The 17,931-nt window shown below is 46.5% G+C and carries 21 protein-coding genes and 1 pseudogene; 20 read left to right on the forward strand and 2 right to left on the reverse strand.

The features are described 5' to 3' along the window. Window positions 1–124 precede the first annotated feature (124 nt). The 13 genes and pseudogenes from LOK74_RS21010 (at window position 125) to LOK74_RS21065 (ending at window position 10,007) form a co-directional block, all read left to right on the forward strand. Window positions 125–454 (forward strand): hypothetical protein, encoded by a 330-nt coding sequence (locus LOK74_RS21010; RefSeq protein ID WP_230043933.1) that lies wholly within the window; start codon window positions 125–127, stop codon window positions 452–454. Between the two features lie 150 nt (window positions 455–604). Continuing rightward, the gene (locus LOK74_RS21015) at window positions 605–790 is read left to right on the forward strand and encodes a hypothetical protein (protein ID WP_230043934.1); all 186 of its coding nucleotides are present in this window, start codon (window positions 605–607) and stop codon (window positions 788–790) included. 334 nt (window positions 791–1,124) lie between these two features. After that, window positions 1,125–1,262, forward strand: coding sequence for a recombinase family protein (locus LOK74_RS24440; RefSeq protein WP_420908702.1), 138 nt, complete (start codon window positions 1,125–1,127; stop codon window positions 1,260–1,262). After that, window positions 1,228–1,701, forward strand: a complete 474-nt coding sequence (locus LOK74_RS21020) for a recombinase family protein (RefSeq protein ID WP_255679474.1) — start codon at window positions 1,228–1,230, stop codon at window positions 1,699–1,701. The genes LOK74_RS24440 and LOK74_RS21020 overlap by 35 nt, the downstream gene beginning before the upstream one ends. Before the next feature lie 324 nt (window positions 1,702–2,025). Beyond that, window positions 2,026–2,529, forward strand: a pseudogene (locus LOK74_RS21025) (RHS repeat-associated core domain-containing protein); the annotation flags it as partial. Window positions 2,530–2,934: 405 nt separating this feature from the next. After that, window positions 2,935–3,168 (forward strand): HNH/ENDO VII family nuclease, encoded by a 234-nt coding sequence (locus tag LOK74_RS24445; RefSeq protein ID WP_230047079.1) that lies wholly within the window; start codon window positions 2,935–2,937, stop codon window positions 3,166–3,168. A 12-nt stretch (window positions 3,169–3,180) separates the two neighbouring features. Continuing rightward, window positions 3,181–3,657: an SMI1/KNR4 family protein gene (locus tag LOK74_RS21035; protein ID WP_230043935.1), complete on the forward strand. Its 477-nt coding sequence runs from the start codon at window positions 3,181–3,183 to the stop codon at window positions 3,655–3,657. 353 nt (window positions 3,658–4,010) lie between these two features. Then, entirely contained in the window at window positions 4,011–4,277 is a 267-nt protein-coding gene (locus tag LOK74_RS21040; RefSeq protein WP_230043936.1) for a preprotein translocase subunit TatA, read from the forward strand. Between the two features lie 1,367 nt (window positions 4,278–5,644). Continuing rightward, window positions 5,645–6,430, forward strand: coding sequence for a recombinase family protein (locus tag LOK74_RS21045; RefSeq protein ID WP_230043937.1), 786 nt, complete (start codon window positions 5,645–5,647; stop codon window positions 6,428–6,430). Window positions 6,431–6,604: 174 nt separating this feature from the next. Further along, on the forward strand, window positions 6,605–7,837 hold the full coding sequence (locus tag LOK74_RS21050) for an IS110 family RNA-guided transposase (protein WP_230043938.1): 1,233 nt from the start codon (window positions 6,605–6,607) through the stop codon (window positions 7,835–7,837). A 128-nt stretch (window positions 7,838–7,965) separates the two neighbouring features. After that, complete coding sequence (locus LOK74_RS21055; protein ID WP_230043939.1) at window positions 7,966–8,235, forward strand: hypothetical protein; 270 nt, start codon at window positions 7,966–7,968, stop codon at window positions 8,233–8,235. An 8-nt stretch (window positions 8,236–8,243) separates the two neighbouring features. Further along, on the forward strand, window positions 8,244–8,645 hold the full coding sequence (locus tag LOK74_RS21060) for a hypothetical protein (protein ID WP_230043940.1): 402 nt from the start codon (window positions 8,244–8,246) through the stop codon (window positions 8,643–8,645). 507 nt (window positions 8,646–9,152) lie between these two features. Beyond that, the gene (locus LOK74_RS21065; RefSeq protein ID WP_230043941.1) at window positions 9,153–10,007 is read left to right on the forward strand and encodes a replication initiation factor family protein; all 855 of its coding nucleotides are present in this window, start codon (window positions 9,153–9,155) and stop codon (window positions 10,005–10,007) included. On the opposite strand, the gene LOK74_RS21070 is transcribed toward LOK74_RS21065, so the two are convergent. Then, the gene (locus LOK74_RS21070) at window positions 9,970–10,176 is read right to left on the reverse strand and encodes a helix-turn-helix domain-containing protein (RefSeq protein ID WP_230043942.1); all 207 of its coding nucleotides are present in this window, start codon (window positions 10,174–10,176) and stop codon (window positions 9,970–9,972) included. The genes LOK74_RS21065 and LOK74_RS21070 overlap by 38 nt on opposite strands. Window positions 10,177–10,346: 170 nt before the next feature. On the opposite strand from LOK74_RS21070, the gene LOK74_RS21075 reads away from it, so the two are divergent. From LOK74_RS21075 to LOK74_RS21095, 5 genes are all read left to right on the forward strand, one after another. Then, window positions 10,347–11,123 carry a recombinase family protein gene (locus LOK74_RS21075; RefSeq protein ID WP_230043943.1) on the forward strand — a complete coding sequence of 259 codons (777 nt, stop codon included), beginning with the start codon at window positions 10,347–10,349 and terminating at the stop codon, window positions 11,121–11,123. 124 nt (window positions 11,124–11,247) lie between these two features. Further along, entirely contained in the window at window positions 11,248–12,243 is a 996-nt protein-coding gene (locus LOK74_RS21080; RefSeq protein ID WP_230043944.1) for an IS110 family transposase, read from the forward strand. A 65-nt stretch (window positions 12,244–12,308) separates the two neighbouring features. Further along, window positions 12,309–12,593 (forward strand): hypothetical protein, encoded by a 285-nt coding sequence (locus LOK74_RS21085; RefSeq protein ID WP_230043945.1) that lies wholly within the window; start codon window positions 12,309–12,311, stop codon window positions 12,591–12,593. A 2-nt stretch (window positions 12,594–12,595) separates the two neighbouring features. Next, complete coding sequence (locus LOK74_RS21090) at window positions 12,596–12,829, forward strand: hypothetical protein (RefSeq protein WP_230043946.1); 234 nt, start codon at window positions 12,596–12,598, stop codon at window positions 12,827–12,829. Between the two features lie 199 nt (window positions 12,830–13,028). Beyond that, the gene (locus tag LOK74_RS21095; RefSeq protein WP_230043947.1) at window positions 13,029–13,274 is read left to right on the forward strand and encodes a hypothetical protein; all 246 of its coding nucleotides are present in this window, start codon (window positions 13,029–13,031) and stop codon (window positions 13,272–13,274) included. A 764-nt stretch (window positions 13,275–14,038) separates the two neighbouring features. On the opposite strand, the gene LOK74_RS21100 is transcribed toward LOK74_RS21095, so the two are convergent. Beyond that, window positions 14,039–15,325 (reverse strand): hypothetical protein, encoded by a 1,287-nt coding sequence (locus LOK74_RS21100; RefSeq protein ID WP_230043948.1) that lies wholly within the window; start codon window positions 15,323–15,325, stop codon window positions 14,039–14,041. A gap of 226 nt (window positions 15,326–15,551) precedes the next feature. Here LOK74_RS21100 and LOK74_RS21105 point away from each other — a divergent pair, with 226 nt between their 5' ends. Then, window positions 15,552–15,698 carry an RAxF-45 family protein gene (locus LOK74_RS21105; protein ID WP_230043949.1) on the forward strand — a complete coding sequence of 49 codons (147 nt, stop codon included), beginning with the start codon at window positions 15,552–15,554 and terminating at the stop codon, window positions 15,696–15,698. A 180-nt stretch (window positions 15,699–15,878) separates the two neighbouring features. Continuing rightward, complete coding sequence (locus LOK74_RS21110; RefSeq protein ID WP_230043950.1) at window positions 15,879–17,810, forward strand: ABC-F family ATP-binding cassette domain-containing protein; 1,932 nt, start codon at window positions 15,879–15,881, stop codon at window positions 17,808–17,810. The last annotated feature ends 121 nt before the right edge of the window (window positions 17,811–17,931 follow it).

Consider the following 17,931-nt stretch of genomic DNA (forward strand, 5'->3'; position numbering starts at 1 on the left):
AAAGGAGGAAAAGGAAAATGGCGAAACAAGTACAGGAAACGCAGGTCTAATTGCACAGGCTGAGTACTTTGACCAGTTGGCAGACAAAAAGGACGGACCCCCAAGACTGGAAGCCATTCGCCGTTTGGGAGAACTACAACGTGAAGCGTCTGGATTAAGGGAGACTGTACAGCATAACGAAAGTGTGTTAGTCCGTCAGAAAAGGGAATTAGACGTAGCAAAGGAAGAAGCGGTGGCGATGATTCGGAGGGCAGAGGAACGAATACAGGAAACGGAACAACCATTAGCTCTTCAAATGGCGAAACTGGAAGAATTGGAGGGATGGATGAATGAAGCAATTAAGCAAAGAAGCATTGGAAGCACGCCGCCAGTAGGAAAGAGAGTACAGACGGAAATGGTGGCAAAAACTGGAAAACGAAGAGAAGCAAAGGGAGTACGAGCGGCGATATTGTAAGGCAAGGCAAGGCAGTCTGTACAATAACACATGCAGCCCTACGATTTCGTAAAGCAAACCGTATCAACAATCAAGGCAAGGGTATTTTACCTGACAAGGAACGAAACCACGATACAAACCAAATATAACGGCCACAGGAGGAAAAACCACATGAATAAACAGCAGTTGGAACAGCACTTATGGAATCAGCTACAAACGAATCACAGACTACTAGACAGAATGGAAATACTAGCTGACAAACTCGACCTACACAGAGCATTTATACAAGCGAACGGATTAACAGAAGCATTTAGAGAGTTTGAAAGTAGGAGCAAGGCCTTAGAGTTGAAACATTGAATGAAAACAAACAGATGGATTGAGGGGCTGTGGGTATGTAGCCCTCCCCACAGTCGGGGAAACGAACCCCATGAAATGAGGTTGGGGGTAAAAGGATGGAGAAAAAGATATGCGGAGCAAAGACAAGAAACGGCGAGCCTTGTAAAAAAGCCGTATTAGTGAATGGACACTATAGGTTACATGGGGAAAGTTCACTGGACCGAAAGACCGTTCAAAATTATAAGGCAACAAAAACGCGCTGAAACATCGGCTGTATGAAACGATCTGGCTGGATACGCTGACAGACGAAGAACGGCAACTGTATGCAAGAGTATCAATTGACCCGACAACACAAGTGGGAAACGAGTTCAAACTGTCCGAACAGATCAACAAGATTGAAGCGTACTGCATCAGCCAAGGCTGGAAACTGGCAAAGATGTTCATTGACGAAGGCGAAAGTGGTAGTACGACAGAACGTGGCCGGCTACCGTGATACGATGCAATACATTGAGCAAACGGAAAACGGGATCAGCGGTATCGTCGTCCTAAAGGCAGACTGCATCCATAGACGGCTGAAAAATCTGCTGGAACTAATTGAGGACGAACTGGAACCGAAGCGTATTGCCTTCATTAGCGTGTCCGAAAACTTTGAGACATCTACACCGCAAGGGATGCTGTTCCTGCAAATGATCGGCTCTTTTGCAGAGTTTGAACGCAAGATTATCAACGAACGGACGAAAAGTGGACGAATTGCCACCGCTAGAGAAAATAAAAAAGAACGGATGATGATGTGTTCAGAAGACTACGACGAAATGATAGACATGGCTCTAGCTATGAAGGACAAGGAATGGTTTGAGGAAGTGGTTACCAAGCAAAAGCGGTTACGTGAACTAGAGATTCAGACGCGCCGCGAATTAGGTGTACTCGACTAGGATACAAGCATACTCCGCAGCAGAGCAACGGGAACAGGGTGAGACGACGTTTCCATGTAGGTTTACCACAAATGACACCGATAACGGGAGAAACAAACGAGAGCGAACCTGACATATGCTTATACGTTATTGTAGACTCCAAGCAAAGCATGTGTCATAATCACCGTACAGTATTCGATTGTGATTCAGGGGATACTGTTAACTTGGTAAACTTCTAGAGCACTTGATTGTCTGGAATGGGTGACAAGTGCTTTTTTGCGTTCAACAAACCTGAAACGGACAGAGTCCGATAATTATAATTAGCCTATTAGAACGGGAACGAACGCAGCGTACACCTACTACAGCGGCGGACTGCGGGCCACCAAGGACGTAAACGGGGAGATGACCCGCTACGTCTACCTCAACGGTCGCGTGATCGAGGAGCTGGACGGAGAAGGAAACGTGAAAGCTCGCACCATCTGGGGCAACCAACTGCTCTACCGCCAGGATGAAACGGCCAACAAAGGCGGGTATTACGAGCACAACAGCCACGGAGATGTGGTAGCTATCCGGGACGCCTCTGGGAACACGTTGAACCAGTATGAGTACGATGTCTGGGGTAATGTGATCGACGCAACGGAGGGGATGTCCAACCCGTTCCAGTACAGCGGGGAAATCTACGATGAGGAGACGAAGCTGTACTACCTGCGGGCGAGGTATTACGATCCGAGTGTGGGGCGGTTTATCACGGAGGATACGTATAAGGGGCAAGTGGATAATCCGCTGAGTCTCAACCGGTATACGTATGTGGAGAATAATCCGTTGAGGTATGTTGATCCTAGTGGTCACATCGCGGCAGAAGGAACGGGAGGAATTGGTGGCTTTACATCACCAGAAGAAGAGTACCTGCATTGGGCACGGGTTGCGGCAAGGAAGGCATACGAAGAGGGGATAGAACCAGAAGATGCAGTAAGAATGTATGTACCGACGAAGTTACAGGAGGAAGTTCTTCCGACCGCTATCGTCACATTTAATACTGCGGTTGGCATGAATCATGGGGATGCTCCCGATTTAGGGTTGTCAGCTCCTGCCACCGGTGCATTAGCGGGGACGTTGAAAAATACGTCTAAGGGGACGGGTAACCTTAAATACTGGAATAAACCAACAGAATTTAATGGAACGAAGGTTTACCAACGTGACGATCTAATTGACCCTAACTTGACAGACAAATTAGGAAGAACTAATCTGGAAAGGATGAAGCAGGGACTTGCACCTATAGGCCCAGATGGTAAATCTATAAATCTGCATCACACAATTCAGACTAATGACAGTCCGATAGCAGAAGTAACCCAAACATTCCACAAAGACAATCACTCTATTATTCATATTAACCCGAACACTATTCCATCAGGGATAAATCGAGCGGAATTTGACAAGTGGAGAAAGGCATATTGGAAGAACAGAGCTAACGATTTTATTGACCAATAGGAGGGACTTCCGATGAGTTTGGATAGTTATAATAAGGCTCTGGAACTAATGAACAGAAACAAAAATATGTGCCATTTTGCTGGGGCACGAACCGAAGAATTGATCTCCCTTGCAGAGGAAGCAATAGGCTATAAGTTTTCTCCCATCTACCGTCATTTTATAAAGAATTATGGGGCAGGAAATTTCGGCAGTCAGGAAGTTTATGGGGTTATCGACGAGGATTTTGAAAATTCCTCAGTCCCAGACGCTATTTGGTACACACTAACAGAACGTGAAGAAATTAATCTTCCTGAAAATTTACTTGTCATTTATGATACTGGTGGTGAGGAGCTATTTTGCTTAGACTTCTCCACTCTGAATGAAATGAATGAACCAAAGGTTGTTTCGTTTATACCTGGGCAACCGCTGACTGCTCAAAAGTATGAGACAGTAGCTAACGACTTTGGAGATTTCCTTCTGGATTTGGTAACAAAAGAGATTGAAGAATAGTATTCATTACATTGATCTTGAATAGCTTGCTATTTCAAGGTCAATTTTTTAAACGCCCGTACCACGCACCGCCAATTTAGCCGGTGGGAGATAACGAAGCCAAGCCAATTCAGCAATCTATGGTTACTGCTTGAATTGAACTTGGCCGAATAGTGTGACGGGATGCGGTAGCGTACTGTAAATTCATTCGGGCTTTTCCGTTACGGGTAAGCCTGTTACTTAACGAGTGGACTTGATCCGATGTGACAAGTTAAAGATTCAAAATTGCCCTATGCTTCTGTATGTCTGGTGTGATTCCTGCCTGTCGAGTGTCTAACCTATAAGGGAAAACATCTCGAAAGGAGAAATCGTTTATGAATCATCCCGTTAAAGAATGCATTCAGAAGCTAGGGCTAACTCATCGGGCGTTTGTTGTTTTGCATGATATTCCTTGGGAAAGGTTTCGTAGTTGCTTGTATGGCTACACCGATTCCATCCCCCGCGCCATCCTGAATGTCATGGTACAGTATGGCTACGATGAACAGGACGTACAGCGTCAATATCTCGTATGGCGGAAATGGAGAGTCGAACAAGAGCTACACACCCCCGCCGCCGCGATGGAAGGGAGGGCTAACGCATGAAAAGACTGCCGTTAGATACAGTCCTAACCCTAATGCGACGGGAAAACGTACTCGGTTATGGCTCTGATATGGACGAACTTTCCCGTATCTTTGCCAAGCATGTTAACGATACTCTGTCACAGGAGAAGCCGAACTAAGCCTAGCTCACTACCTCGCCAAATCAACGTATAAGGACGTCGTTCATCGAAATCAAGTTTTAGCAAAGGTAGCTCGGTTCCTGAATCAGTATGGATGGAATCTATCCGACTATCATAAAGACTACTATAAAAAATATCTGCCGTTGTTTGGCTAACTTATCCCCCGCCGTTGTGCGGGGTTTCTTTTTACTGTTATTCGTTGGGAGGATGGGGCGGGGTTATTTCACGATCTCAATCATCAACATATCTATTCATGGTTCATTGATTACTGATTCGAGTTATTCGGCTGTCTCTGTCTATTCCGTTGTCAGATAGCATCCCTTAGAACTTCTTCTCTTTCTGTTATGCTATCCTATCCCTTTATTTCTATCTCGCTCATGTCCTTATTCCCCTATTATCTATTCGTATCAGTGTCAGCGTTCATTTCAGTCTCACCCCCCGCCGGCTCCGCAGGCGGGGATTTCGCTTGTGTGAAGGGAGGACAACAGAGCGTTCCCCCTCTTGCGAGGGAGAACGACCAGGCTGTGTGAAGGTGAGGTATCCCGAGCCTACAAGACATCTGGCGCACCCAGGTGTAGCTTTACTGCGCGGATAGTCGGAACTATCACTCTGTCAAGGTTCCCTGTCCATTCGGACACTACGACGGAAAATCTGGGAGGTTGCCTAACAAGAATCACTTGTAGGACTTAGCTAACACTGTCGGGATGACATATGTTAGCCAATCCTCCTATAACGAGTGACATACATCGGCTGATGAACGCCGAGGCATTTTTTAACGTGTTCTTCTGCGACCACGGATTGAGCTTCGATATTCAATTCAATATCTTGTTGGACCTGTTACTTTCCCTATACGATATGGATTGAATAGAGTTAAGCGAACCGCATCAAATTTCTCCAAAAATTTTTCCGTAGGAATCACGCCGCCCCTACGCCCGCGAGGGCGGTTCCTGCTTTTCCTAGACACTGGGAGGGTTCTTGGTTTCCCTGCCCTAAATCCCCGAAACGAATAAAAATATATATTCATTTTGCTTCGGTGCCCCTTTACATGCTTCCCGTGATATGGTTCTGTATTTCCCACAGCAAGGTGATTTCGCCCTTTGACAACCGTATATAGAAGCCTGTGAATTGCCCCGCCGCCCGCCTGATTGACGTTTGCAGGATGCGTGGCGGGAGCTAAGGATTCCGAAGGCGTTACGAAAACTGGAATTATTGAAACGAGGTGATGGTTACATGAAAAATCGTGTAGTCGGTTATGTTCGCGTCTCTACGCAAGGGCAGGTAAAGGATGGCTATTCGCTTGCCTATCAGACGGAGGAGATTCAGCGGTACTGTGTCCGTCATAACCTCGAACTGCTGGACATTTACAAAGATGAAGGCATTTCGGGGGCAAAGGTGGACGAGGACGAAATAACGATAGAACGCGAGGGCTTGCAGGAAATGTTGTCCGACCTGAAATGGCGGGATGTGAAGCATATTGTCGTGCTGAACACTTCCCGCCTATGGCGGGCAGACATCGTGAAAGTATTGATTCAGAGGGAACTAAAGCGGCATCAAGTCGATGTCAAAGCGATTGAACAGCCGCAATACAGCATCTATGCCCATGATCCAAACGATTTTTTAGTAAACGGCATGATGGAGCTATTAGACCAATACCAGCGGCTAGAGATCGCCTTGAAGCTAAGCCGAGGACGGCGTAAGAAGGCGCAGGAGGGCGGCTATGCGGGCGGCAGAGTAGCATTCGGCTATTCAGCATCCAAAGGACAAAAGACGCTCTCCATTGACCCTGAGCAGGCCAAAGCGGTGCGTAAGTTGTTCGAGATTAAGACCGAGCATCCGTCCTGGTCATTGTCTCAAATCGCGGCAGAACTGAATCAGGCGGGCTATAGAACCGTTCAGGGCAAGCCCTTCACGAAGGTGCAAGTGAAGCGAATCCTAGACCGTGAGGACTTCTATCGGGGCATGTATCGCTATGGACAGATTGAAGCGAAAGGTGTACACCAGCCGATTATCATTTAACTGCGATGTATCCGTATCGTATAGAGCAAGTAGAAGTACCATTTAACAAGGTTGAACCAGAAAAGAATGGATAGGCTTGCGTCCCAATGCGGGTCATGCGAATGACTAACGCTCGAACTGAGGTTGCCGACTTTCTTTTGTATTTTATAAATTCGTAGATCGAGGTGATGTCTTTTGAACCAACATTATAAACTAAATCATATTTACGTAGGCGTAGACCTGCATAAGGCTACTCATACTGCTGTAATCGTCAACTGCTGGAATGAGAAGCTGGGCGAAATCCAATTCGAGAACAAGCCCGCCGCCTTCGAGGAGCTACTTCCGTTTGTTAAGAAGTTCTGTAAAAGAGGCATGACCCCGATCTATGGATTGGAGGATGTGGGCGGCTATGGGCGGTCATTAGCCGTGTTCCTTGTCGAGAATAAACAGAAGGTGAAGGAAGTCAATTCGGCTCTCTCGTATGCTGAGCGCAAGAGCTACCCAACTACGCAGAAAAGCGATAGCTGGGATGCAGAATGTGTGGCGAAGATACTTGTTGGCAAGCTCGAAATCCTACCCGATGCGAATCCGCAAGACATCTATTGGACTATTGGTCAGCTTGTCGCTTCACGAAATGCGCTGATTAAAGCGCACACCGCACTCAAGAACCAGCTTCACATGCAGTTGTCCCATCACTATCCAAGCTACAAGAAATTCTTTAGCGATATAGATGGGAAGTGTGCCTTGGAGTTCTGGCATACCTATCCCGCCCCGCACCATCGCGTGAGTTTGGAGGATTTGCGGGAGATGCTGTTGAAATCCAGTCACAACACCTGTTCGACTAAGAAAGCCGAGGAAACCATGGCTTTGGTGGCGGCTGATGGCGAGACGAAGCGGGAGCATCAAGAATCAAGAGATTTCCTAATTCAAAGCCATGTCCGAGACATCCGTTTTAAGAAGGAAGAAGTTCAGAAGGTAGAAGTAGAGCTAAGCCGCATGATGAAGCAATTGGGCTTCCAGCTAGAGACCATGCCAGGCATTGACCTTGTCACGGCATCGGCTCTAGTCGCTGAGATCGGAGACATTCACCGATTTTCTTGCCCTGACAAGCTGGCTCGTTTTGCAGGGATAGCTCCTGTAAAGTTTAGTTCGGGCGGGAAGGGCAAGGAACAAAAGAGCAAGCAAGGCAACCGCACCCTGCATGGCATCTTCTATAACCTTGCAGTCCAGCAGGTGCAAGTCTCCAAAGGAAGCAAGCTCCCCCGCAATCCTGCTTTCCTAGCTTACTATGAACGAAAACAAGAGGAAGGCAAAACGAAAGGACAAGCGTTAGTGTGCATCATGCGGCGGCTGGTTAACATCATCTACGGCATGATGAAGAACAAGACCCCGTACATCGCCCCGCCCCTCCCTGAACAAGTTGCCTAATGATAGAATGGTGGTAGTTGGAAAATCTGACTGCCACCATCCTTTTAGCGGGAGTTAGCTTTACCACATAGGGGACGGGTAATGCTTTCCAATGGACTGGTAAAAACTTTAGTCAAATAGGAAAAAGTATGTCCCCTGAAGAACTGATAAGTAATCTTGAGAAATCTGGATGGACCAAGACTATTGAACCAGGTGGTAAAAAAAGTGGACCTGCCACAATCCTAACCGACCCAAATACTGGAACAAAAGTACGGATACATGCTACACCCGGAGAAGGAAACCCTTACTTTAGGGTGCAAAATAAAGGTGGTAATTATCTAGGGGATGATGGAAAATTCCCTAGTAACGCAACCAAAGAAGAAATTGGCGACTTGACACATTTTGAATTTGGAAAGTAGGTGAATATATGGTTTTAGCTGATAATATACAAGATGTATTTGAGAATTTCGATTTTACAGAAAGTATTATTACGGAAGTGAAATGGGAAAACAATTTATTTGATTTATCAGTGACGCTTGATTACTGGTGGAATCTGGATGATGACCCTACTTCAACTAAAGGATATGGAACAAAGATACTTAAACTTACATTCATTGATTGTATCCGTGCTAACTTTAATCAAGGTACTAATTTGATTGAGTTGGATAAGGAAGAAATTCATCCTCCTAGTTGGTTTACAGTGGTAAATTTTAGAGAGTCAGCACAAACGGATTCCAGAAATCTCCTAAATCTAGAAATTATCACAATCGATTATGATAATCCATGGCTTCGAGTTCAATGCAGGGGAATTAAACTAGAAAAAGTATAAAACCAAACTTTTGACCTTGGAGGATTAAACGCCTTCAAGGTTTCTTTTTTGGTGGGGCTACCCAGTGCCGAATGAACCCATCATTCAACCAATAACACATATAACCCATGTAATACCCGTATATAAATTTCTCCAATTCGTATGTACGCACATCCGATGTTGAATTTTATGTCTCATATAACGCTAAAGCGTTACGTGAAACAGGTCGATTATGGTCAGATACCACCATGATTGACCTGCTTTTTGTTATCTTCGTTTTCTTGCAGTTTTCTCAAATATTATCGCAACTGTAAGAAGGGCTGCCTCGATATAGAAGGTGGAGGAGGTTGAAAACAACTTCAACCACTTCGCAACAAAATGCAGGGATACCCCGATGGTTATATTGCCAGGAGGTATCTGAACATTCTTGGCATTGGGAAGGTCATGTGTGAAAGGCTAGCCACCGACTCCCACATCACTATAATACAAGCGGCAAATCCGTCAAAAATTTGCCGGATGGGGGAACGCATGGACATTCAACTTTCCGTAGACAAAATAGCGGTGGAGTATCAAAACGTAACGCTCAAGTTTTACAACAAGCTAGCTGTATCTTTTTCCGATTGGTACGACATTAGACCAGTCATCCGGCACAAGGGGTATGTTTACCATTGGAATTTAGGCAGCGAAAGCGCTTATCTTCATCTCTGCTACCAACCTTGGGGGCAGAAGAAGGCAAGGAAGTATAACCTTCGCATTGAAACCCATCCCGAATACTTGGACAAGTATCAAAGTCTGCTTGATGCACTCCACAAGCATACGAAAGATGTTTACTTTCTCCGTTGTGAGTTGGCATATGATTTTCCGTATCCCATGAATAATGTGTTTGTAGCATCCAATACAGGGCGAAATCTGAACATTTACGAGGGAACACATTATTTTGGGCGGAAAAGCCAAAGAAGGGAGCACGCATATTGCCGAATTTACGACAAGAAGGCAGAACTGAATCGGCAAGGTATTGAAATAGACGGGGAGCGAACAAGGGTAGAACTGGTTTACAGACCTGACGAGAGAATACCAATGGAGAACATTGTCCAATATCCGCCCAAGTTTAATAAATACTACACTGTCAGCGTCATTGACAGCTTGGAAAGTATCAAGCCGGAGAAACGAGCCATCGTGTTGGCTTTACAGCATGGATTGATGACTCCGAGTGAGTTTACAAAGCATCACAGGGCGGCGATTAAGGACATGATGTCTTTGCAGCAACCTATTGATTTTGACCTACTAGCTGCTCAGCATTGGTCGGAGTTAATAACTGTCCCATGTGCTATAATCTGCGGCAAGGTTAGTCATCTTCCAGTACGAGGAGTTCATGCAAGCTGATGTTTAAGGTTTTGCAAATCTGCTCTAACGTATCGAAGTAAGCGGCATTGACTTTATCGGAGCAAAGGTGACTGATTGTACTTGGACGAACGTCCATTCTTCTTGCTAATTCTCGTTGACTAATCCCACGTTCTTCGAGAATTTCTTTTAATCGTAACCGAATAGGCATTTTTGTCCTCCTAAAATAACGCATTACCGTTACGTACATCGATGTTAATTTTCTTTCATCTTATCACTGGAAAATGGTTGTATGCAACGGTATACCGTAATATAATTAAACTATGATACGGAGTACCGTTACATAATTTGTGATTTCTGTAACGGTGGGGAGGAATTAATATGAATGTCATCGGTTACGTTCGAGTGTCAACGAGTGGACAAGCCAAGGATGGGTACAGTCTAGCGTACCAACAGGATGAAATCCGCTCTTTTTGTCAGGAGCAAGGATGGAATCTGATGAACATATTCAGCGATGAAGGTATCAGTGGGGCGAAGGTAGATGAAGAAGCCCTTGAAGTGGACAGAATCGGCTTTCAAAGCATGTTAGCCGCCCTGTCTATCCAAACCATTGATGCAGTTGTCGTGTTGAACACAAGCCATTTATGGCGGTCTGACATCGTGAAAGTGTTGGTACATCGGGAGTTCAAAAAGTATGGGGTAGACGTTCGGAGCATCGAACAACCAACCTACAGCATTTACAAGAAAGACCCGAACGATTTTCTGATTAACGGTTTGATGGAACTGCTTGACCAGTATCAACGGCTCGAAGTCGCCCTTAAGTTAGGTCGTGGGCGGCATAAGAAAGCTGAGCAGGGCGGTTATGCCGGAGGAAGAGCAACTTTTGGATACAGGGCAAAGAAAGGGCAGAAGTATATTCAAGTGGACGAAAAACAAGCCCAAACCGTCCGCAGATTATTTCAGTTAAAGGAAGAACATCCGTTATGGTCATTGACCCAAATTGCCGAAGCGATGAATGAAGAAGGCTTTACAACCCAACAAGGCAGATTATTTACGAAAGTGCAAATCAAACGAATCTTGGACAGACGTAATTTTTATAGCGGCATATACCGCTATGGAAATATACAAGCGAATGGCTTGCATGAAGCCATTCTATGATTGGAAATGAATGGAGAGGCTTGCGTCCCATTGCGAACCGAAAGGTTAACGCTTGAACTGAGGTTGCCCCATTCTATACCCGTCACACTACTGAAACTATGCGTACACTGGGGTGATTTTTTTTATGCACTACAAAATGCGTCATGTCTACGTGGGGGTGGACTTACATAAAGCCCATCACACGGCGGTCATCATCGACTGTTGGAATACGAAATTGGGTGATATTCAAATTGAAAACAAGCCCAGTGCCTTCGCTGAGTTGATGAAGTTCGTCAAGAAATTCTGCAAAAAAGGAATTACCCCTGTGTACGGGTTAGAAGATACGGGCGGCAACGGCAGAGCATTAGCCGTTCACCTAGTCGATAAGAAACAAATCGTCAAGGAAGTCAATTCCGCCCTGTCTTACAGTGAGCGAAAGAGCAACGCTACCACCCAAAAGAGCGACAGTTGGGATGCTTTCTGCATCGCTAAAGTATTGCTTGCGAGGCTCGATGAACTGCCGGACGCAAATCCGCAGGATATTTACTGGACAATCGGGCAACTGGTAGCAAGGCGAACCGCTATTGTCAAACATGCCGCATCGCTCAAAAATCAACTGCATCAGCAATTAAGCTATCATTATCCGTCATACAAGAAGTTCTTCTGTGACATTGACGGGAAAGCCGCCCTTGCCTTTTGGGAGAAATACCCTGCACCGCATCACTTGGAGTCGGTGGGGGCGGAAGAATTGGCTGAATATCTCCGTAAGGCAAGTCATAACACCTGTTCTACACGGAAAGCAGAAGAAATACTAGAATTGGTGAAGAAGGACGGGGAGACAAAGCGGAACTACCAAGACTCCCGAGACTTCCTTATCGTTAACATGGTTCAGGACATGCGGAGAAGTCGAGAACTGATTAAGCAAACGGAAGAACAGCTTCGGCAGGTGATGGCTGAAACGGACTACAAACTAGAATCGATGGACGGTATCAACATCGTCACAGCGGCGGAACTGGTTGCCGAAATCGGAGATATACGCCGATTGGAGAAGGCTCGTCAACATCATCTACAGTATGATGAAGAACAAGACGGAGTACAGGGCGGCGGCTACTCTAACAGAGCGTCAAGCAAGCTGATATAATGGTGGTAATTGGAAAACCAGTTACCACCTTCTTTATTCCTAAGTTTAAGATTACAACTTAGGGGATGGGTAATGCTTTCGAGCTTGCCAAGAACGGAGGAAAGCATTCAGGGTTTTATAAACAGTATGTTAACAAGTCTGATGATGAGATTCGTAAAGGAATTCAATCAATCGAAAAACAAATAGCGGAACATCAGGACAAAATTAAAAATCCTGAGGCACATATACCTAACTTTAGGGACTTAGACCCAAGACAACAGGAAGCATTAATCAATAAAAAATGGCCCTCTGACATTCAAAGACAATTGGAGCAAAAAGAAATTCTTGAAGGCATTCTAAGGAGTAGATGAAAATGGATGAACAGTTAAGGGGTTTTTTGGAAGATTTGATTACACTTATTCAGGAAAAGTACAATGAAACATTAATAGTGCCTACTGATGAGTCCGCCGAGGACAAATCTTTCAGATTGGGCTCAAATTTCGCATATTTTGATATACTTGATTTGATTGAATCTCAATTAACAGTACATGGGCTAGATTCTAATTCCCTAGGGAAAATATCACCAACATTGGGTGAAAAGATTTAAGATGTATTTTTTGACCCAGAGGGAAAAACTATTGCTGAATTTACTTCTTAGAAGCAGAGTCATACAATACAACCAACAAACCAAACACAAAAATACTTGACAAACACGCTTAGACCAACTTTCAAAGGCTTATTCCAACTTGAACGATAAGGAGGAATGAGCTTTTTTGCATGTTCAAAATCAAAGGAGGAGAAGGTAAATGGTAAAACAAGCACAGGAAAAGGTAGGTTTAATTGCACAGGCGGAATACTTTGACCAGTTGGCTGACGAAAAGGACGGATACCCAAGACTGGAAGCCATTCGCCGTTTGGAAGAATTACAACGTGAAGCATCTGGGTTAAGGGAGACTGTACCGCATAACGAAAGAGTGTTAGTCCGCCAGAAAAAGGAATTGGAAGTAGCAAAGGAAGAAGCGGCGGCGATGATTCGGCGGGCAGAGGAATGAATACAGGAAACGGAACAGCTATTAGCTCCCGAATGTCGAAATTGGAAGAGTTGGAAGGATAAGACGAATGGCACAACTAAGCAAAGAAGCATGGGAAGCACGCCGCCAGTACGAAAGCGGCAAAAACCTGAAAACAAAGAAAAGCAAAGAGAGTACGAGCGCAGGTACTGGGAGCGAAAGGCAAAGCAGTCCAAGAACATAACCCATACAGCCCCACGCTCTTATAGCGCAAACCGTATCAACGTGTAAAGCAAGGACATATCATATTACCCGACAAGGAACGAAACCACGATACAAACCAAATACGAAGGTCGCAGGAGGAATAACAAAAATAACGGAGCATGAGAAATTCTTATGGGAGAACTGAGCAGGGGAGAATTTCTCCCAAGGGAATTGGTGGGTATGCTATTCTTTTTGTACACGTACATGTTACATCAGGCAAAACATTCAGATCACTCCCAATCAATAATAAAGGAGGCAGAAACCTTACAAGACTACCTGATCAACATTTTTCGTGGTCCAATCGGAAAGGTTTACTAGTGCAATACCCCAGACGAGTACCAACTACTCATCTGGGGTTCCTTTTCGTTTTCGCTAGAAAAAAGGCTAACTAGTTACAAACGAAAAGCCCTCCTGCAATCCAAGGAGCGCAGGTTTTAAACGACAAATGTAAAAGGGCCACCCAACCGGGCGACCCCATAAAACTTCCATATATCATGCTGCTTCCTACCAAACGTTTTTCCCATCAAACCTCGATCCAAAACTTAATCACTGGAAAACTTAACCAGCAGTGCATCATATTCGCTCGTACTCATCTGGAAGGAACCCGTCACCACATAACCGCCATCACTAGTCGTCGCCACACTTCGGCCGATCTCGCCAGTACCCCCAAAATCAAAGGTATTGGCCCACAGTGTATTTCCGGAGGGGTCTACCTTCAACAGAGCAAGATCCTCCTGATGAACCGCTGGAGTAGTAAAGCCGGTGACGACAAAGTTGCCGTCTTTCGCCAGGATCACGTCGTTGGCAAAATCGCCATTGCTGACATGGAATTGACGAGTCCAACCGATGCTTCCAGAGGTATTTACTCTGGCTACGTAAATATTGTAGCCTGCCGATGTTTCCGTGTAGATCGCGCCGGTTGTTATATAGCCGTTGGATGAAGCGGCCACTCCGTTAAGCGAGGCATACCGATCCAAGGTAGCGGCAAACACCTGGCTGCCTGTTCCGGATACTTTCGCCATAAAGCCGTACAGTCGTTGGGAGTTAGGGGTGTCAGCCACCGTTTTGTATCCCGCCGCTACATATCCGCCATCAGGCGTCAGGCTGACATCGTAGAACCGATCTTCCAGCATGTCCTGGCCAAACGTTTTGCTCCACTGCACATTGCCGCTCGCATCTACCTTGAGCATATAGGCGTCATTGCTGTTGCTGCTGCTCTCTTTTGTGCCTACAATGATATACCCGCCGTCATGCCCGATCTCCATCGCCTGTGCTTCTTCCTTTCCAGGGCCGCCGATCGTTTTGGACCATTGAATCGCTCCGGCGGCGTCTGTTTTGACCAAGTAAATATCAGCGGAACCGCTGGCAGAGCTTGTCCCAGCGACAATGTACCCGCCATCGCTGGTCTTTCGCACTTCCGCCCCTGATTCACTCGCCGTTCCGCCAATGGCATACGCCCACTGCAGATTGAGCGAAGCATCGGTCTTGGCGAGCAAGATATCTTCACTGCCGGAAGCGGTAGTGGATCCAACAAATACATAACCGCCGTCGTCGGTTTGCTGAACAGATTGGCTGAAATCACGTGGGGAAAAGTTGTAGTATGTCGCTGCCTGCAGAGTGGGAGGGATGGCATTGGTCGACATATTGCGATCTTCATCTTTCAACAAGTTGGTTAGATCCACTTTTTGCTCATCTGTGATCACAGTGCTCTCCGCTTGAGACGAAAGATCGGTAACAGGGAGGTCTGTAGAGGCTAGGACGATTTGAGCTGAAAACAGAAGAGACAAGGACAAGGCAGCTGACGAAAGAACAGAGATGGTTTTGCGCATAAACATCCTCCTTACGTGATTTGTTTTGGTTGCCATTATCTGGTTTGCATATAGTTTACAGTATTCTTTAAAATTATGGCAATATTGGAAGTGCATCCAAATGCGAGTTCTGTGCTATTGCTATGTACATAGCCAACCAATCGCTTCCCGCAATCGTTCATTTCTTTGCGTTTCAAACCTCTCTGTGCTAAACTTTACCGTAACAAGACAAAGGAGGTGAGGTAGGATGAGTCACACGCTCATGAACGATCGTATCAGCCAACTGCCAATGGCAATGTTTGGCATTGTGCATGATGTGGCCTACAACGGGATCAGTATGTCCATTTTTGCTGATACGGATGTTCAAAAATGTGAAGCGACTCTCCTACCATAACCGCAGCGGATTGATGGCACGGTTCGGGCCGTAGGGACGTTTCCCTGCGGTCTTTTTTGTTTCCGGGAAACGTGCCTTTCACTTATGGTTATCTCTAGCCATGCCTGGTACGACCAGCGATCATTGCTGTTGGGTTTTGCTTGGTTCCGGGGGTCGCAAACCCAAGGAGGCAGAACCAATATGATACAGTTTCAACACGTACAAAAAGATTACGGGGCCAATCTGGTGTTGGCGGACGTGTCATTTGAGATACAAGATGGAGAAAAAGTGGCGGTCATTGGCCGAAATGGTGCAGGGAAAACGACGGTCTTCCACCTGCTGGCGGGCGGGATCAAACCGGACAAAGGGGAGATTATGCTGCCAAAAGGCACAAAAGTTGGTCTGTTGGCGCAGATTCCTATTGAAGAAGAAGGTACCAGCGTCTATGACGTGCTGGCCAGAGGATACCGGGAAGTCAAGGCATTGCAGGCACAGCAAAAAGAGCTGGAAATCTCGATGTCCAGGCCTGAGTCGGCAGCCGACCAACAAGTGATGAGCAAACTGCTGCAGCAGTACGGTCAGCTTACCGAACGTTTTGAGAGGGCAGGCGGCTATGAGATGGAGGCCCACATCCACCGGACAGCCGACGGGTTGGGGATTTCCCGCAGCGATTACAGCAGGATGTTTTCCTCCCTTTCTGGAGGCGAGAAGACAAAAGTTGGGTTGGCTGCACTTCTGATTGAACAGCCAAACCTGCTGCTGCTGGACGAACCGACCAATCACTTGGACATGGCGGCGATAGAGTGGTTGGAGACCTTCCTCCTTTCTTACAGAGGAACAGTGGTAGTCATCTCTCATGATCGTTACTTCCTGGACAAAGTCGTGAGCAAGGTGATTGAGTTGGAGGACGGGGAAGCTGTCACCTACCATACCAACTACACCGGGTACCAACAGGAAAAGCAAGAGCGCTTGCTGCAGGAGTTTGCCGCCTACAAGGAACAGCAGAAGAAGATCAAGAAAATGGAGGAAACGATCAAAAGACTGATCGAATGGGGAAATCGGTCTCATCCTCCTAATCCCAGCTTTCACCGCAGAGCGGCATCGATGCAAAAAGCATTAGACCGAATGGTGAAGCTGAAACGTCCGGTGCTGGAGAGGATCGGCAAGTCGTTTGGTGAGCGCAAGTTGTTTCGCGAAGGAAGCGGACGGTTGGGTTATGGAGAACGAGTCGTCCTGATCGGCGCTAACGGCACCGGGAAGACCACGTTGTTGAAGATCATCCTGGGTGAAATCGAGCCTGACGAGGGGAACCTGCACCTCGGTGCGCGGGTAGAGATCGGTTATCTCGCGCAAGAAGCGGCACCCCCGGGGGAAAAGAAAACAGTCCTTCACTATTTCCGTGAAGAAGTAGGCATGGAAGAAGGAGAGGCGCGTAGACAACTAGCCCGCTTCCTCTTTTACGGAGCAGATGTTTTCCAGTCGGTACAGAACTTGTCCGGAGGGGAGTGGAGCCGTTTGCGGTTGGCCGTATTGATGCATCAGAAGCCAAATCTGCTGTTGCTCGACGAGCCGACCAACCATTTGGACATCGATTCCAGAGAAGCGCTGGAGACGGCGTTGGAAGACTTTCCGGGTACGATTTTCGCTGTTTCCCATGACCGCTACTTTATCAATCGGATCGCACACAAGATTTGGCAGTTGGAACGAAACGGGATCTCGGTTCATCTGGGCAACTTTGATGATTACCAGGAGAAAAAGGCGAGGTCTGCAGACTCTCTGGACAGCAGGAGCGAGCGGGAGGGAAACAGAAGGAGTGGAGCCGTCGTTGATCAGCTTGCCCAGCACACAAAGCGTACGGTTACCGTGAGCGGTCACGAGACAGGGAACAAGGAAACGATGCAAAAGTTGCAAACAAATGGAACCATGCAAACGGTGCTGGAACAGCAGATTATAGAACGAGAGGAGCTGCTGAAGCAGTTGGACCAGCAGATGACGGCTCCGGAAAACAGCTGCGATGCTGGGAAACTGCAGCAGCTGCAGCAGCATCGCGAGAACATCCTGGCTGAGCTGGAACAGCTGTACCAGGAATGGATTAAGGCAGTGGACCAAGGAACGAAGACGACAAAGAGTTAAAAAGGAATCTAAACACATCCCTGAACCCCCTCCTTACACCGATAGTATATCCCCGTGTAGGGAGGGGAGTTTTGCATAAAACAGCTAGAGGTCTATCCTGTGCAGGTAAGCGGCAACAGGA

Source organism: Brevibacillus humidisoli, from assembly GCF_020923435.1.
Taxonomy (GTDB): Bacteria; Bacillota; Bacilli; order Brevibacillales; family Brevibacillaceae; genus Brevibacillus_E; species Brevibacillus_E humidisoli.

What these genes read in the sequence shown, in the direction of transcription:
- LOK74_RS21015 (WP_230043934.1), top strand. Translation starts at nt 605, where the DNA reads ATGAATAAACAGCAGTTGGAACAGCACTTATGGAATCAGCTACAAACG.
- LOK74_RS24445 (WP_230047079.1), top strand. Translation starts at nt 2,935, where the DNA reads ATGAAGCAGGGACTTGCACCTATAGGCCCAGATGGTAAATCTATAAAT.
- LOK74_RS21035 (WP_230043935.1), top strand. Translation starts at nt 3,181, where the DNA reads ATGAGTTTGGATAGTTATAATAAGGCTCTGGAACTAATGAACAGAAAC.
- LOK74_RS21040 (WP_230043936.1), top strand. Translation starts at nt 4,011, where the DNA reads ATGAATCATCCCGTTAAAGAATGCATTCAGAAGCTAGGGCTAACTCAT.
- LOK74_RS21045 (WP_230043937.1), top strand. Translation starts at nt 5,645, where the DNA reads ATGAAAAATCGTGTAGTCGGTTATGTTCGCGTCTCTACGCAAGGGCAG.
- LOK74_RS21055 (WP_230043939.1), top strand. Translation starts at nt 7,966, where the DNA reads ATGTCCCCTGAAGAACTGATAAGTAATCTTGAGAAATCTGGATGGACC.
- LOK74_RS21060 (WP_230043940.1), top strand. Translation starts at nt 8,244, where the DNA reads ATGGTTTTAGCTGATAATATACAAGATGTATTTGAGAATTTCGATTTT.
- LOK74_RS21065 (WP_230043941.1), top strand. Translation starts at nt 9,153, where the DNA reads ATGGACATTCAACTTTCCGTAGACAAAATAGCGGTGGAGTATCAAAAC.
- LOK74_RS21070 (WP_230043942.1), bottom strand. Translation starts at nt 10,176, where the DNA reads ATGCCTATTCGGTTACGATTAAAAGAAATTCTCGAAGAACGTGGGATT.
- LOK74_RS21075 (WP_230043943.1), top strand. Translation starts at nt 10,347, where the DNA reads ATGAATGTCATCGGTTACGTTCGAGTGTCAACGAGTGGACAAGCCAAG.
- LOK74_RS21080 (WP_230043944.1), top strand. Translation starts at nt 11,248, where the DNA reads ATGCACTACAAAATGCGTCATGTCTACGTGGGGGTGGACTTACATAAA.
- LOK74_RS21085 (WP_230043945.1), top strand. Translation starts at nt 12,309, where the DNA reads ATGGGTAATGCTTTCGAGCTTGCCAAGAACGGAGGAAAGCATTCAGGG.
- LOK74_RS21090 (WP_230043946.1), top strand. Translation starts at nt 12,596, where the DNA reads ATGGATGAACAGTTAAGGGGTTTTTTGGAAGATTTGATTACACTTATT.
- LOK74_RS21095 (WP_230043947.1), top strand. Translation starts at nt 13,029, where the DNA reads ATGGTAAAACAAGCACAGGAAAAGGTAGGTTTAATTGCACAGGCGGAA.
- LOK74_RS21100 (WP_230043948.1), bottom strand. Translation starts at nt 15,325, where the DNA reads ATGCGCAAAACCATCTCTGTTCTTTCGTCAGCTGCCTTGTCCTTGTCT.
- LOK74_RS21105 (WP_230043949.1), top strand. Translation starts at nt 15,552, where the DNA reads ATGAGTCACACGCTCATGAACGATCGTATCAGCCAACTGCCAATGGCA.
- LOK74_RS21110 (WP_230043950.1), top strand. Translation starts at nt 15,879, where the DNA reads ATGATACAGTTTCAACACGTACAAAAAGATTACGGGGCCAATCTGGTG.